The organism is Corynebacterium sp. ACRQK, assembly GCF_022345965.1.
Classification (GTDB): Bacteria; Actinomycetota; Actinomycetes; order Mycobacteriales; family Mycobacteriaceae; genus Corynebacterium.
In genome coordinates this window covers 127,805-142,501 of record NZ_JAKRMU010000005.1, presented here as the reverse complement: position 1 = coordinate 142,501, position 14,697 = coordinate 127,805, and the positions used below count along the sequence as shown (strand labels likewise).

Annotated in this window: 10 protein-coding genes and 1 other RNA gene; 8 read left to right on the top strand and 3 right to left on the bottom strand. The window is 60.8% G+C overall.

The window, feature by feature from the left end:
- Positions 1-71 precede the first annotated feature (71 nt).
- The 5 genes from smpB (at position 72) to MHX63_RS07255 (ending at position 6,350) form a co-directional block, all read left to right on the top strand.
- Complete coding sequence (gene smpB, locus MHX63_RS07275) at positions 72-635, top strand: SsrA-binding protein SmpB (protein ID WP_239387908.1); 564 nt, start codon at positions 72-74, stop codon at positions 633-635.
- Between the two features lie 65 nt (positions 636-700).
- Entirely contained in the window at positions 701-1,690 is a 990-nt protein-coding gene (locus MHX63_RS07270; RefSeq protein ID WP_239387907.1) for a hypothetical protein, read from the top strand.
- 67 nt (positions 1,691-1,757) lie between these two features.
- Positions 1,758-2,140: a transfer-messenger RNA gene (ssrA, locus tag MHX63_RS07265) on the top strand.
- A 107-nt stretch (positions 2,141-2,247) separates the two neighbouring features.
- A complete protein-coding gene (locus MHX63_RS07260; RefSeq protein WP_239387906.1) occupies positions 2,248-4,971 on the top strand; it encodes a DEAD/DEAH box helicase family protein in 2,724 nt (907 codons plus the stop codon).
- Positions 4,972-4,994: 23 nt separating this feature from the next.
- Entirely contained in the window at positions 4,995-6,350 is a 1,356-nt protein-coding gene (locus MHX63_RS07255) for a Na+/H+ antiporter family protein (protein WP_239387905.1), read from the top strand.
- A 59-nt stretch (positions 6,351-6,409) separates the two neighbouring features.
- Here MHX63_RS07255 and MHX63_RS07250 read toward each other — a convergent pair whose 3' ends face one another.
- Together MHX63_RS07250 and MHX63_RS07245 are read right to left on the bottom strand one after the other, a co-directional pair.
- The gene (locus MHX63_RS07250) at positions 6,410-7,963 is read right to left on the bottom strand and encodes a metallophosphoesterase (RefSeq protein WP_239387904.1); all 1,554 of its coding nucleotides are present in this window, start codon (positions 7,961-7,963) and stop codon (positions 6,410-6,412) included.
- Positions 7,964-8,062: 99 nt separating this feature from the next.
- Positions 8,063-9,736, bottom strand: coding sequence for an AMP-binding protein (locus MHX63_RS07245; RefSeq protein ID WP_239387903.1), 1,674 nt, complete (start codon positions 9,734-9,736; stop codon positions 8,063-8,065).
- A 74-nt stretch (positions 9,737-9,810) separates the two neighbouring features.
- Between MHX63_RS07245 and MHX63_RS07240 the strand changes: the two genes are divergently transcribed.
- A complete protein-coding gene (locus tag MHX63_RS07240) occupies positions 9,811-10,407 on the top strand; it encodes a lipoprotein LpqH (protein WP_239387902.1) in 597 nt (198 codons plus the stop codon).
- Positions 10,408-10,444: 37 nt separating this feature from the next.
- Here MHX63_RS07240 and MHX63_RS07235 read toward each other — a convergent pair whose 3' ends face one another.
- Positions 10,445-11,890, bottom strand: a complete 1,446-nt coding sequence (locus tag MHX63_RS07235) for a sodium:alanine symporter family protein (protein WP_239387901.1) — start codon at positions 11,888-11,890, stop codon at positions 10,445-10,447.
- Between the two features lie 217 nt (positions 11,891-12,107).
- Between MHX63_RS07235 and pgm the strand changes: the two genes are divergently transcribed.
- The gene (pgm, locus tag MHX63_RS07230) at positions 12,108-13,763 is read left to right on the top strand and encodes a phosphoglucomutase (alpha-D-glucose-1,6-bisphosphate-dependent) (RefSeq protein WP_239387900.1); all 1,656 of its coding nucleotides are present in this window, start codon (positions 12,108-12,110) and stop codon (positions 13,761-13,763) included.
- Between the two features lie 115 nt (positions 13,764-13,878).
- Positions 13,879-14,625, top strand: coding sequence for a thioredoxin domain-containing protein (locus MHX63_RS07225; RefSeq protein ID WP_239387899.1), 747 nt, complete (start codon positions 13,879-13,881; stop codon positions 14,623-14,625).
- Positions 14,626-14,697: the final 72 nt, after the last annotated feature.

Below are 14,697 nucleotides of genomic sequence, written 5' to 3'. Positions count from 1 at the left end.
TAAGTCGGCGCTGCTTAGCGCGCTTAAGCATTTTCGCTCGAAGGAGCGCCCGGTGGTAGTGTGTGGCTGTCATGGCAGCAAAAAAGAGCACTCCCACCGATTCGGGGAAATCGAAGGGGAAAAAGGGTAGGTCCCAGAAGGGGCAAAAAGGTACAGGTCAGAAGGGGGCTGGCCAGATCGTCGTTGCCACCAACCGCAAGGCACGCCACGATTACCACATCATCGATACCTATGAGTGCGGTGTGGTTTTGGTGGGTACGGAAGTTAAATCTTTGCGGGAGGGTAAGGCTTCTCTTGTTGACGCCTACGCCACCATTGATGAAGGCGAAGTCTGGCTGCGTGGACTTCACATCCCGGAGTACTCCATGGGGCACTGGACGAACCACAGCCCCCGCCGCACCCGCAAGCTGCTGCTGCACCGCCGGGAGATCGACTCGCTGATGGGCAAGGTTCGCGACGGAAATAACACTTTGGTCCCGCTGCAGCTGTACTTCGTTGCCGGCAAGCTGAAGGTGGAGCTGGCGCTGGCGCGCGGTAAGCAGGAATACGACAAGCGTCAAGACATCAAGCGCCGTACGGAAGAGCGTGAGATTACACGCGAGATGGGTCGACGGATCAAGGGGATCAAGGGCTAGGGTGCGGTAGTACATAGAAGACCCCTATTGAACGGGGGGGTTCGAATTTTGATACTTTCGGGGCTGTGGAAGCTAACGACGTGGAACACTGGTCCCTGAAGCATCCGGAGTTTGGGCTGCTTGAGTTGTTTATCGGCGAACCAGATGCACTGCGTAGAATCGACCCGGACTTCCCCGCATCCGATAAGAAAACTGACGCGGAAAACCGTGCCGCGCCGGAGGCGGAAGAGGCAGCTGAAGGTGATGCGGGGGACGAGGGGGCGTCCACAAAAGAAGACAGCGAGAAGTTCTACAAGAGGCTGGAAGAGAAACTAGACGACCTCGATAAGGACCGTCAGCTGCTCGTGCGTCGCGACGGGGTAACGATCGCAAGGTACAAGAGCCTCGAGAATCAAAAGATTGACCTAGGCAAGACCGAGGCGACCGTTAAGGCTGGGAAGTACGGCGGTGAGATGACGCTCAGCGCGCCGTACCTGGGGTGGACGTCGAACTTCCTGGATAGCTGGATGATCGAGGTCAAGGTGAAGGACGACGAAGGGGTGGTGGTCTTCGACCCGCCAGAAGGCTCGAGGGCGGCGAAGCGTTGGGAGGCGATGGAGGAGTCGCCGTTCAAGCGCTGGTTCTATCCGCTGATTACCGGCCTGGGGAAGGGCGGTTGGGCGCTGGCCGTGATCGTGCTGGGGCCGTTGGTTTCCAAGCTAATTGCATGGCTATTGAGCTTCCTACCGGACTGGGATATCAACATTCCGTGGCCAGAGATCAACTTGCCGTCGATCCCATGGCCGGACATTAACTTGCCTTCCATTCCGTGGCCGGACATCAACCTTCCCTCGATTCCGTGGCCGGACTGGCACATGCCCGAATGGATGGAGCCGATTCTGCGCGTAGTGGAATTCATGGCGGATTACAGCAAGGTATGGGTGCCTGTGGTGATCGGCATCGCGGTTGGCCTGATGGCGGTGAAGAACAACAAAAAGTCCAAGGAGCGCAAGGCGAAGTGGCAAGATGCGCAGGCAGACAGCGACCAAGCAGATAGTGAGCAGGCGGATTCTTGAATCAGCACCACACGCGGGTGTAAGGTTAGATTTCCTGTTGTACAAGCGTTTCCGCAGCAGGAATCATGGGGTCGACTTGGTTTCGACTTTGTGTATTGAGCCAGGGGAAGCGTGCCGGTGAAGGCAGACGACCACCGATTTTAAGCGTCGCTGCGAATTTATAAGCGCCGAGAACACTCAGCGCGACTACGCCCTCGCTGCCTAATTACAGCGACCGCGTGTCTGTCAGCCCGGGTATGTCCCTGACCCGGTAGCTGGCATCGACTTAAGGGACTTGCCGCACGGCTTTGTTGCTTGGGCCGTGTGGGACACCTTTCGAGCAACTGGGCCCATCATCCAGGCTGGTTCGTGAGTGCTGGAGGGTCGAGCAGAGGTCACGTGCGAACTGCGCACGGAGAAGCCCTGGCGAGGTCGCAAAGGACCCGGGTTCAATTCCCGGCGGCTCCACAGAACGCATTGCCCCAGTTCAGAAATGAGCTGGGGTTTCTCTGTGTCTGAACCTGGAGGTGGCGCTAAGCCTCCTCATACGTAACACCTGATCGGTTAGACTTGCCCGCATGGCAGCGCCCGAGACACAACCGCAACCCAGCTGGCGCTTTGCCGGAACCTTCCGGCCGTATCAGCAGCGAATCCTCGAACGCTTCGATGACCTGAAGCAGAATCACCGCATCCACATCGTCGCCGCTCCCGGGTCGGGCAAAACGATTCTCGGCCTGGAACTTATCTGCCGCCTCAGCCAACCAGCCCTGATCCTGGCTCCCACCATCACCATCCGCGACCAGTGGATCGACCGTTTCGCGGTGCACTTTCAACACAACGACACATCGAACCCGCGGGAATGGTGTTCCACCTCGCTACACAACCCAGCCTTCCTGACGGTCATCACCTACCAGGCGCTGTATTCCGCATATACCCAGGCGCTCGACGAGGAAACGGGGGAGGACTTCGCGGACCTCGACATCCTGGACGCAGTACGCGACATCGGAACGGTGTGCCTCGACGAAGCACACCATCTGCGCTCCCAGTGGCACCGCGCTTTGACAGCTTTTATGGACCAGCTGGGCCGCCGAAAAGCATTGCTCAACACCATTGCGCTCACAGCCACCCCGCCGTACGATTCCACCCCCAGCGAATGGCAACGCTATGAACAGCTGTGCGGCCCTATCGACGAGGAAATATTCGCCCCCGAACTCGTGGCCGTCGGTAACCTGTGCCCGCATCAGGACTACGTCTACGTTACGAAGCCCAGCCAGGAAGAAGAGCAGGAAATCGCCGAGCTGCGCCGGCGTGGCAACGAAGTGCTAGTGGACCTGCAACGGCAGGGTATCTTGGCGCAACTGGCAGAGGACCTCGGGCGGCTCACGGATGAACAGCTGCAGGTTGCCCTCGACGACGAAGAGAAATTCTACGCCCTCAAAATCCTTCTCGCTGCTGCTGGGCATCCGATAGCGCCGCATATTCAGGCGATACTCAGCGAAAAGCGCCCGGAACTCTCCGGCGAGCTGGGGCTGCAGTTCGTCATCGACCATCCCGACTTCTTCCGCGCCAGCCCGACGGTGGCCTCCGCTCTGCGGGCCAACAACCTGCTGAACAAGGGGCGGATCTCCGTCACCGGGGAGAAGAAAGTTAACCGCATCCTTACCCACTCCGCGGGTAAGGTCCGCGCCGTCAGTGACATTGCCGAAGAAGAAGTCTCCGCGATGTCCGAAAATCTGCGCATGGTGATCCTCGCGGATTACGTCCAGCGGGATTACCTGTCCAGCGTGGGCAGCGACGATGCACTGGTCCACGTGGGCGTCATCCCCATTTTCGAAGCACTGCGACGGCGCGTAGGCGGCACCACAAAAATTGCCGCCATCAGTGGCTCAGTAATCGTCATCCCGAGCGCGGCGCTGGACGAGGTGAAGCGTTTCGCGGCGGACCTCGACGGGGAACTCACCGCCGCCAAGGACCTCAATGACGAGTATGTGGAGGTGCGCTTTTCCGGTGGCACGAGGGTGTCTGTGCCCGCCATTACCCGCGCCTTCCAGGAGGGACTGTTCACGATCCTGGTGGGCACCGCCGCCTTGCTGGGGGAGGGGTGGGATTCGCCCTGCGCCAACGCGCTCATCATCGCCAGCTCCGTGCGCGCGTTTATGCTGACGAACCAGATGCGCGGCCGGGTGATTCGCGTGAACCCCGCCGTTCCGGATAAGACCGCGAATATCTGGCACATCGCGACGTGCGAACCGAGCCAAGGTGCCGGGCGCGGGAAGTGGCTCGACCAGGTGGCACAGAGCGGGGCACAGGCGCTAAACATCGGCGCGGGGGAGTCCCTGGACGTGCTGGGCTCGCACGACGTGCGTTCGCTGCAGAAGCGCTTCGAGGCCTTCGTAGCGCCACGCGCCGATGCGCCGGTGATCGAGAACGGCTTCGACCGCTGCTTCGCCGAGCCACCCCTGCGCGCCTATCGCAGCATCGATGCCGCCAACGAACAGATGCTGGCCCGGGCCTTCCGGCGGGACCTCATGCGCAACCAGTGGCTAGAAGCCCTAGACATGGGGAATGTGCCGGATGGCCAGCCCTACGAGATGCAGTTCCGCATCGATGTCGAAAAGCCTGCCTCGGCCGGGGTGGTGCCTTACCTGGACGTTATCTTGGGCTACATCTTCTTCCTTGCAGTCATGTTCGGCCTGGTAGTGGGGCGAGCCCTTCCGCACCTCCCGGTCGAGGGCCAGTGGCTGGCTTTCGGGGTGCTCGCGCTGCTCGGCGGTGCGGCGGCACTGATGCGCACCCGGAAGGTTCAACAGCTGACGGATACCACCAAGCGTCTGAAAGCCGAGGCCACGGCTCTGGCACGCACGCTGAGCGCCCTCGGCTTGATCGAAACTCGCAATCTCATGGCCATCGTCGACGAGGGTGCCATCGGGGCGAATGTGCGCCTGTCCGGCGGAACCTTCGCCGAAAGGAAGCTTTTTGCGGACGCCATGACTCAGCTGTCTGGGGAGATCCGCAACGCGCGCTACCTCATCGCGCCGGCGCATCAAGTTCGCATCCGTGGAATCTTCTGCGCCCAGTCGGTGCCCGACGTGCTCGGCACGCGCCGGGAGAACGTGGATGAGTTCTTGCGCCAACTCCAGCGCGTAGGCCTGCCGATGCGTGCGGTGTACACCCGCAGCCAGGAGGGCCGGGAGTTCCTCTTGCAGGCGCGCAAGCTCAGCGGAGCCAATATTGCGGCCCGCTTGACTAGCCAGACGCGGCGCTACGAGAAGCAATCACCGTTGGAATTTCCTATTGTCTGACCTCTCACACTATTCTAAGGTGCATGAATGCAGTCCTAGTCGCCGTCGTCGTCATGCTGGCCCTCGCCCTGCTTCGGGTGCATGTGGTTCTGGCGCTTTTCATCGGAGCTATCGTCGGTGGTCTCCTCAGCGGCCTTGGCCTTGATGCCACGATGGTGGCCTTCCAGCAAGGCCTCTCCGGCGGCGCGAAAATCGCGCTGAGCTATGCCCTGCTCGGCGCCTTTGCGATGGCCGTCGCCAGCGCAGGGCTGCCCAAGCTTCTGGCGGACTCCCTGCTGGGGAAACTGGGCGTCACCAACGAAGAAACAAAGAGCCGCGCCGTCGCCGTAACGAAATGGCTGATGCTGGCCGGCATCCTCGCCATGGCCGTGATGAGTCAGAACCTCATCCCCGTGCACATCGCGTTCATTCCGCTGATCATCCCGCCGCTGCTGAGCGTGTTTAACAAGCTGCAGCTGGACCGCCGTCTGGTCACCTGTATTCTGACGTTTGGCCTGATCACCACGTACATGTGGATCCCGCTGGGCTTCGGCTCGATCTTCCTAAACGACATCCTGCTGGGCAATATCGACAACGCGGGCATGAGCACCGATGGCATCAACGTGATGAAGGCCATGGGCATCCCGGCGCTGGGCATGTTCTTGGGTCTGCTCATTGCGGTTTTCATCACCTACCGCAAGCCACGCGAGTACGAGGAGCGCCCGATTACAGAGACGGATGAGGACTCGTCGGGGGAAATCTCGCGCTACAAGATCATCGTCTCCGTCGTTGCGATCATCGCCACCTTTGCCGTGCAGGTCGTTATGCAGGCGATGGACATGGAGGCAGATTCGCTGCTGGTCGGCGCCCTGGTGGGTCTGACGATTTTCATGGGTACCGGCGCGGTCGATTGGAAGAAGGCCGACGATGTCTTCACCGCCGGAATGCGCATGATGGCTCTGATCGGGTTCATCATGATCACCGCCCAGGGCTTCGCAGCTGTCATGCAGGCCACCGGTGAGGTCGAGAGCTTGGTCAACACCTCTGCCGACCTGTTCGCGGGCAACAAAGCCGCTGCCGCCCTGGTGATGCTGCTGGTCGGTCTGGTGGTCACCATGGGCATCGGCTCGAGCTTCTCCACCCTGCCGATTGTCGCAACGATCTACGTGCCTTTGTGCGCATCGATGGGTTTCTCGCCGCTCGCCACTGTGGCGATTGTGGGTACTGCGGGTGCACTTGGTGACGCCGGCTCCCCGGCCTCCGACTCGACCCTAGGCCCCACGTCGGGTCTAAACGCGGATGGTCAGCACGATCACATCCGGGATTCCGTGATCCCGACGTTCCTGCACTTTAATATTCCGCTGCTGATCGCCGGCTGGATCGCGGCAATGGTTCTGTAGCTGCTAGAACTCACCAGCAGGTAGGACGCCGGGATCCGGGGCGCCAGAGGGGAGGGATGCTAGTAGCGCACAACCAGGTTGCGTGCGTCCGTCGGCCCCAGCAAGATCTCCGGCGCCAAGCCGAAGTTGGTCCAGCGTGTACGGCTCGCCCAGTCCAAGGCTTCCTCTCCCATGTTGTGGCGGAAGTTCACGGCAATACCATCGGAGTAGAAGCGCAGTTGGGTGGCTCCGGTGGGCCAGTTTTTCGCCGCGGGGGTTTCCAGGAAAACCGCGTGGGTATCGACGTCCGGCTTGTCTCGGTGAGCGCGGTGCGTGTGCCCGGCTAGCACTAGCTTCACACCCGGCGCCGCCTGGATCATTTTCTGCAGCCGGATCAGATCCGGGTCACGCAGAATAAAAGCAGGTCCAGCCGCGTTCGACCAGCCGGCCTCGCGGGTCATGGGGTGGTGCAGCATCAGTACGGTGGGCTTGTTTGGGTCGCGACGCAAGAAGCCTTCAATCTGCCGGAATTGCTGTGGCTCGATCCGTCCGCCAGACTTGTCCAGCTCCGTGGAATCAATGCCGATCACGCGCACGCCCGCGGGGTCTAGATCCATCATCCAGGCCTGTTGCCGTGGCTCGAAGACGTCACCGAAGGGGTCGAAGTGTTCTTTGCCGTAGGGGGTGGCGGTTTCGTAACCGGAGGAGTCGTCGGCTTTGTGCGGCCGGTCGTGATTGCCGCGGGTTACGCGCCACGTGCCGGAGAACGTATCCAGCATTTCCTTGGCACGCCGAACCTCGGCCGGGCGAGCTTCACTTGTTACATCACCATTGACAAACAGGTGCGTAGCGCCGCAATCCTCAGCGGTCTTAATGACCGCATCCAGGCACACCTCCGGGTAAGGCGCGGATTTCGGGTTGGGCACCGCCGGCGGTGGAAAGCCATCGAACCACAGGCCGTCCTGAGTCTCACCCATGTGTACATCGTTCGCAACGACCACGGTCTGCAGTACCTCGCCGGACAATCTAGGCAAGGTAGTGAACTCTTTCTTCTTTTCCTGGAAGTAGTTGTGAGTCGCATTGGCTTCGATGCCGTGGGAGGAAGCGCTGAAGCGGTACTTGGTCTCCGGCTGCAGCCCTTCGATAGTCATGATGTGGAAGAAGGTGTTCTTCTCCGATCGCACAACCTTCGTATCCTGCGGGTTATCGTCCGGCCATACGCGCAGGGTGCCTTCGGTCGGCATGCCCACAGGGCGCTCAGCGATGCTCACCTTTGCGTCCCACGTCAGCCAGCTAATCGTCGCTGAATCCTCCGTAACAGTGACTACCTGCAGGTCACCGGCCAAAAAAGCACCGTTCGGCCCAGTGCCCTTGTGCCCCATAACCCAGCCGGTCTCGGAGCTGCCGATGTTGCTTGGGGTGAAGCTCGCCGACCCCGCCAAGCTTGGAGTGCTAGCGGATCCCAGGGTTGAACTCCCGGCCAACCCACTGCCCGCCAGGCTGGAACCGCCCGCGCCTGTGCCTGGTGCTGCGCCAGCTTTCGCAAGTGGCCCCACCACGAAGGCCGCGGAACCAGCGCTGAAACCTAGTGCTTTGAAGAATCGGCGTCGAGAAAAAATACCTTTACTACCCATGAAGGCAAAGGGTAAAAGGTGTGCGTGACCAGCAACCAGCCTAAAAGCAGCGGGTAGGGAAAGGTCTGGCAAACACTGGGTTAACGGCTAAGGCCGTACCTAGTTAATCTTCTGCTCGTGGCCTGCCCACGCTTCCTCGCGCAGTTCGTTCTTGCGAATCTTGCCCGTGGAGGTGCGGGGGAGTTCATCGAGAATGCGCACGTCACGCGGCACCTTGTAGCCGGCGATGTGCGCGCGACAGTAGGCGATCACGGCTTCCTCCAAAGCGGCTTCTTCGCCGCCGCGGGCTTCCGGGCGCAGGGTCACGTATGCGCGCGGACGCTCGCCCCACTTCTCATCTGGTACGCCGATGACTGCACAGTCGGAGATGTCGGGATGGCTGATAACGGCCTGTTCGACCTCGATGGTGGATATGTTTTCGCCGCCGGAAACCACCACGTCCTTGGCGCGATCCATCAGCTGGATATAGCCGTTGGGGTGCATTACTCCGAGGTCGCCGGTGTGGAACCAGCCGCCACGGAAGGCATGCGCGGTGGCCTCTTCGTCCTTGAAGTAGCCGGCCATAATGCCGTTGCCGGTCAAGATAATCTCGCCCAGGGTTGCACCGTCGGCGGGCACGTCTACCAGCGCTTCGTCTAGGTGTTCGGTCGGCTCGATCACGCGCACGTCTTCGTTGGTGATGGAGGCCACGCCTTGCCGGGCTTTCAGAACCGCGCGACGGCGAACCGTCATGTCCGCCCACTCGGGCTGCGCCTCGCAGACGGTGAAAGGCCCGTAGCTCTCAGTCAGACCGTATACGTGGGTGACCTCCACGCCGATGTTTTCGCAGCGAGTGATGGTCGTAGGGCTCGGCGGCGCACCAGCGGTGGTAACGCGCAGATTGGTCACACGGCGCTTGTTTTCATCATCTACCAGGGTGTTGAGCACGGCCGGAGCGCCGCACATGGCGGTCACGCCTTCGGCACGGATCAGTTCCCACATCTCCGGGCCACGCACCGCGCGCAGAGCCACCTGTGTAGCGCTGACGGCCATCGCCGCCCAGCCCGTGCACCAGCCGGAACAGTGGAACATCGGCAATGTCCACAGGTACACAGTGTCGTGGCTAAAGTGCTGTGTGTGCGCCTGTCCCATCGCGTTCAGGTATGCGCCGCGGTGGGTGTAGATCACGCCCTTCGGCTTGCCAGTGGTGCCGGAGGTGTAGTTGATCGCAATGGTCTCGTTCTCATCGTGCACGCGGTAGGGAAGTGGCTCTTTGTCGCGGTGCCCGGCCAGGTAGTCGCTAAAGGTCTTTACTAATGACGCCCCCTGCGCGTCAGCAGCCTCGTTGTCAATCGGGGGCTCTACGCCGTCCTTGTCGGCGATATAAACGGCCCGGCGCAGGTTTCGCTCACCGCTGGCGAGGATGGGGTCGATCAGTTCCTTCTCGCCAACCAGAACGTCGATGGAGGAGTGGTCGAGGATGTAGTTAACCTCCTTTGGGGCGAGGCGGGTGTTGATCGGCACCGTCACTGCATTCGCCAGTGGTACGGCGAACTGGGCCAGCAGGGCTTCGTAGCTGTTGGACGCGAGAATTCCTACGCGGTCTCCCTCGACAACCTGGTCTGCGAGCAGGGCGTGGGCGAAAGCCTGGGCGTCTTCGTTGAACTCTGCGAAAGTGATGCGCCGTGGCCCGTCGACGGCGGCGATCTTGTTGGGGTGAACCTGTGCGGAGCGCTGCAAGAAGCGCAGGGGAGTAAGTGGAGCGTTTAGGCCATGCTGCGATGCGAAAGTCATGCTCGCGACTGTAACCCAGATCACTAAATCCTGTGAGGAGTTTTGCTTAATTGAGTTTTGATAGCGTGGGGATCATGAGAAATTTACTACTTGCTAAGAAAATTGTTAGTTCGCAAGTTGCTCGCCGTAGTGCCGCAGTAGCAGTGGCATGCGCACTGGGAGTCTCGGCAGCCGCCTGTTCGTCTGAAGATTCGAATGATGGCGCCACAGAGAAGGAAACTGTCACGTCCACGGTGAAGGAGAGTACTGAGGAATCTTCTGCCCCAGAGGGGGCGGAACAATCTCGAGCTTCTCAAGAAGCTCCCGCGCAGCAGGACTCGGGCAGCAAGCTCCATAGGATCACCGTCGATGGCAAGGAAGTGGATACCAAGCTGTTCTCCCCGGTGCGTTGCGAACAGGATGAGGACGACGGACGCGAAGTGTTAGAGGTCGATTTCGGCAAGGATGACGACGATCGTGATGAGCTGGAGATCGACATCTACACCGATCAGCCGGCCCTAGAATCCCTGGACTTCGAATACAAGGGTGTCGAATATGAGATCGATGACGACCATGCCGCCTCGGCCACGGTGAAGCGCCAAGGCGACAACTATGTCGTCGAAGGAAACCCGGTGGAGGAGGATTCGAACCGTACGATCGCCCTCTCCGTGGAGTTCAGCTGCGCCAGCTAGTGGGCGGCGTTATAGCCCGCTGGTTATAGCGTGTTGGTTACAGTGCGCTGCGCCAGGGGTTCTTGGTATCCACCAGGAACTTCTCCACATCCTCCGGGCGTGCCCGCAGGGTCGGGTCGAAGTCCAGGTAGGCCTTCGTCTCCCGGGCGATGAGCCCAGAGAGGATCAGCATGCCCACCAGGTTCGGCAGCGCCATCAGGCCGTTGGCAATGTCCGCGAAGGTCCAGGCCAGGCCGATTTCCGTGGTGGCACCGACGAACACCACGCACGTAAACAGCATGCGGTAGGGCAGGGAAGCCCAGGATCCAAAGGCGCGCTCCGCGTTTCGCTCGCCATAGTAGGACCATCCCAGGATCGTGGAGAAAGCGAAGAACACGATGGAGAGGGAGACGATGGTGCCACCCCACTCCGAGCCGATGCCCTTGCTAAAGGCCTGAGCCGTCATGTTGGCCGCATTATCCTCGCCTGTATCCCACACGCCGGTGGTGATGATCACCAGGCCGGTCATGGTCACCACGATGATCGTGTCGATAAATGTCTGAGTCATAGAGACCAAGCCTTGGCGCACAGGGTGAGTGGTCTTCGCGGCGGCCGCTGCAATTGCGGCCGATCCCATGCCGGACTCGTTGGAGAAAATGCCGCGGGCCACACCCATCTGCATGGCCAGCATGATGCCGGAGCCTACGAATCCACCGGTGGCAGAGGTCCCCGTGAAGGCGTCAATAAAGATAAGTCCCAGAGCATTCGGGATGTCGCCTGCGTGCAAAGCCAGCACTACGATGCCGCCGCCGATGTAGATAAGAATCATCAGCGGAACAAAGGCCGAGGTCACCCTGCCGATGGAGCTAATGCCGCCGAGGAGAACCGCTCCGACCAGCACGAACATTACCGCGCCGGTGACGGTGGGGCTGACGTCGAACGTGTCCTCCAGACCCGCGGCAACGGCATTCCCCTGCGTCAGATTGCCGATGCCGAAGGAAGCGATGATGGCTGCGATGGTGAAAAACCACGCCAGGAACGTGCCCAGCCCACCCGGAATGCCTTCCGAAAGGTAGCGCTGCGGACCGCCGGAGACATTGCCCTTGGAATCGGCCACGCGGAAGCGTACACCCAGGAAAGCCTCCGAGTACTTAGAGGCCATACCCACCAAGCCGGTGATCCACATCCAGAACAGCGCGCCGGGGCCACCGATGGAAATTGCGGTTGCCACACCCACAATGTTGCCCACGCCGACAGTTGCGGCCAGTGCAGTGGTGAGCGCCTGATACTGAGTGATATCGCCTTCGCCGCCCTCGTCGTTCCTGTCGATAAGCCCGTGGCGCAGGGCTACGAACAACTTGCGGAACTGCACGCCACCCAGGCGGATCGTTAGCCATAGGCCGGTGAGCAGCAGTAATGGGATCAGGAGCCACTGGCTCCAGATAAACTGGTCGATCTTGTCCAGAGTGTTCTGGAGGGATTCGGCGAAGGAAACGTCTTGCATGGACTACAGAGGTTACGCCTGTAAACAAGTGTGGAAGAAGAGTTTAGACAAATTCGTTGAGGCTGTTTGCAATTGCCGGGGCGGCGGCGAGGAGTGGCGACAAGCGCGGGGCGGGGTGGAAGGGCGAGGGGACAGCGCTGAAAAACCCGCCGGAATCGGGCACGATAAATGGTGAGTAGCAAGAAAATGCTTTCAGGCACCGACCGAAGGAAACATCATGCACCCACGTGCTGGCCAGCTCGCCACCCCCGACGACCTCACCGACATTCCCGCCCTGCTGGAGGCATACTCCGCCACGGTCCCGAACCTGGCTGACCCGGGCCAGCGTGTGAGCTTCGGCACCTCCGGTCACCGCGGTAGCGCATTCGACGGTGCCTTCAACGAGCCACACATCCTGGCAACCACTCAAGCCATCGTTGATTACCGCCGCGAGCAGGGGATCAACGGCCCGGTGTTCATCGGCCGCGACCCGCACGCGCTGTCCGAGCCCGCCGAGGCCACCGCGCTGGAGGTACTGGCCGGTAACCAGGTGACCGTGAAGGTGGATCAGGAGCGCGGCTTCGTACCCACCCCGTCCGTCAGCTTCGCCATCCTGGAGTACAACAAGCAGTTGCCCGGCGGCCCGGAGGGTACCGATGCTGGCCGCGCCGACGGCATCGTCATCACCCCCTCCCACAACCCGCCGCGCGACGGTGGCTTTAAGTACAACCCGCCGACCGGCGGCCCGGCGGATACAGACGCCACCAGCTGGATAGCCCGCCGCGCCAACGAGTACCTGGATGCGAACCTGACTGGCGTGCAGCGCTCCACCTCCACCGAGCTAGTGGAAAGCCACAACTACCTGGGCAATTACGTTGCCGCCCTGCCGGAGGTTATCGACATTGAGGCCATCCGCAACGCGGGCGTGCGCATCGGCGCCGACCCGATGGGTGGCGCCTCTGTTGCCTACTGGGAGCGCATCGCTGACGTGCACGGCCTGGACCTGACGGTAGTTAACCCCACCATCGACCCGGCCTTCGGGTTTATGACTTTGGACTCCGACGGCAAGATCCGCATGGATTGCTCTTCGCCGTCTGCGATGGCCTCTCTGGTCGATGCGGTCGCAGGTGCCGGTGAGGCTACCTATGACATCGCTACTGGTAATGACGCCGATTCCGACCGCCATGGAATCGTCACCCCAGACGCGGGCCTGATGAATCCGAACCACTACCTTGCCGTTGCTATCGAGTACCTCTTTAGCCACCGTGAGAATTGGCCGCAGGATGCCGCCGTGGGTAAGACCCTGGTCAGCTCCTCCATGATCGACCGCGTGGTGGCGCGCATGGGCCGCAAGCTGATGGAAGTGCCGGTCGGGTTCAAGTGGTTCGTGCCGGGGCTGGTCAATGGATCCGTGGGCTTTGGTGGAGAAGAGTCCGCGGGTGCTTCGTTCCTCCGTCGTAACGGGCAGGTCTGGTCTACCGATAAGGATGGCATTATCGCTGACCTGTTGGCGTCCGAAATCAAGGCAACGACCGGCAAGAGCCCGTCCGAGCGCTACAAGGAGCTAGCCGAGGAGCTGGGCGCACCGCAGTACAAGCGCATCGACGCTCCGGCGAACCGTGAGCAGAAGGAGCGTTTGAAGAAGCTCAGCGCCAGCGACGTGGAGGCCACCGAGCTGGCAGGGGAGAAGATCGAAGCGATCCTGACCGAGGCTCCGGGCAACGGCGCGGCCATCGGTGGTGTGAAGGTGACTACCGAAAATGCTTGGTTCGCTGCTCGCCCGAGTGGCACGGAGGACAAGTACAAGATTTACGCGGAGTCCTTCAATGGCGCCGAGCATCTGGACAAGGTGCTGGAGGAAGCGCAGGTCGTCGTCGACGGCGTGCTGGGATAACTTCGCGGTTCCCTGCAGGTATGCGTAAAATCACGGGGTCGATTCAGGGTATTGCCAGAAAACTGCGATACCCTCATGCCCAGTAGACACGTCATCATCTTGAAAGGAACGCTCAGTGAGCCAGAAGATCAAAGCCCCTAACGCTTCTAAAGGGGGCAATGGCTTCCTGTGGGGAATCATTGCGATCCTCGTTATCGCAGCCGTAGCCATCGGTTTTATTGTGTACAACAACCAGCAGCACAAGGTCGATAACATCACCCTGCCGGATGACAAGGTGGATGTGAAGATGACGACCGACGAAAGCGCCGTCACGCTGGAGTCGGAGAACGCCGGCGACGACGTGCCGACCGTCGAGGTCTTCGAGGACTTCAGCTGCCACTACTGTGCACAGCTCGAATCTGCATCCAGCGAGGATCTGAAGAGTGCGCTGGAAGAGGGCAAGCTGAAGGTGAAGTTCAACTTCATGAACTTCCTGGACCGCGGCGATGAGACCGGTCCTTCCACCCGTGGTGCGTCCGTTGCCTGGGCCGTGGCTAAGGCCGGCGACGTGAATGCCTTCTGGAACATCCACCGCCTGATGATGGAGGAGCAGTCCACCGTTGCCCGCCAGTGGAGCTGGGAAGACCTGGCTAACGCAGCCGACAAGATCGGCGTGAATAACGATGTGGTCGAGAAGATTCGCAATGAATCCGTGAAGGAAGACGGCTTGAAGGTCGCTCAGAAGAACAACAAGGAGGTCGAGAAGCGCGAAGGCGACGTTTCTTCGCCGCTGCTGTACAAGGACGGCAAGCGCTTCGACCCGCCGTCCAACCCGGACCAGACCCTGAGCTCCTGGGTTCCGGTCGCGCTGGAAGGCAAGTAGCGCCCACACGTTACCCCATTGCCACCTGGCGATTTGGAGAACTCAATTCCAGTGTTGTAGCTTTAGATCCGT

Bases quoted from the DNA above. Each gene is read 5' to 3' on its own strand.
- smpB (WP_239387908.1), top strand. From the start codon at position 72: ATGGCAGCAAAAAAGAGCACTCCCACCGATTCGGGGAAATCGAAGGGG.
- MHX63_RS07260 (WP_239387906.1), top strand. From the start codon at position 2,248: ATGGCAGCGCCCGAGACACAACCGCAACCCAGCTGGCGCTTTGCCGGA.
- MHX63_RS07255 (WP_239387905.1), top strand. From the start codon at position 4,995: ATGAATGCAGTCCTAGTCGCCGTCGTCGTCATGCTGGCCCTCGCCCTG.
- MHX63_RS07250 (WP_239387904.1), bottom strand. From the start codon at position 7,963: ATGGGTAGTAAAGGTATTTTTTCTCGACGCCGATTCTTCAAAGCACTA.
- MHX63_RS07245 (WP_239387903.1), bottom strand. From the start codon at position 9,736: ATGACTTTCGCATCGCAGCATGGCCTAAACGCTCCACTTACTCCCCTG.
- MHX63_RS07240 (WP_239387902.1), top strand. From the start codon at position 9,811: ATGAGAAATTTACTACTTGCTAAGAAAATTGTTAGTTCGCAAGTTGCT.
- MHX63_RS07235 (WP_239387901.1), bottom strand. From the start codon at position 11,890: ATGCAAGACGTTTCCTTCGCCGAATCCCTCCAGAACACTCTGGACAAG.
- pgm (WP_239387900.1), top strand. From the start codon at position 12,108: ATGCACCCACGTGCTGGCCAGCTCGCCACCCCCGACGACCTCACCGAC.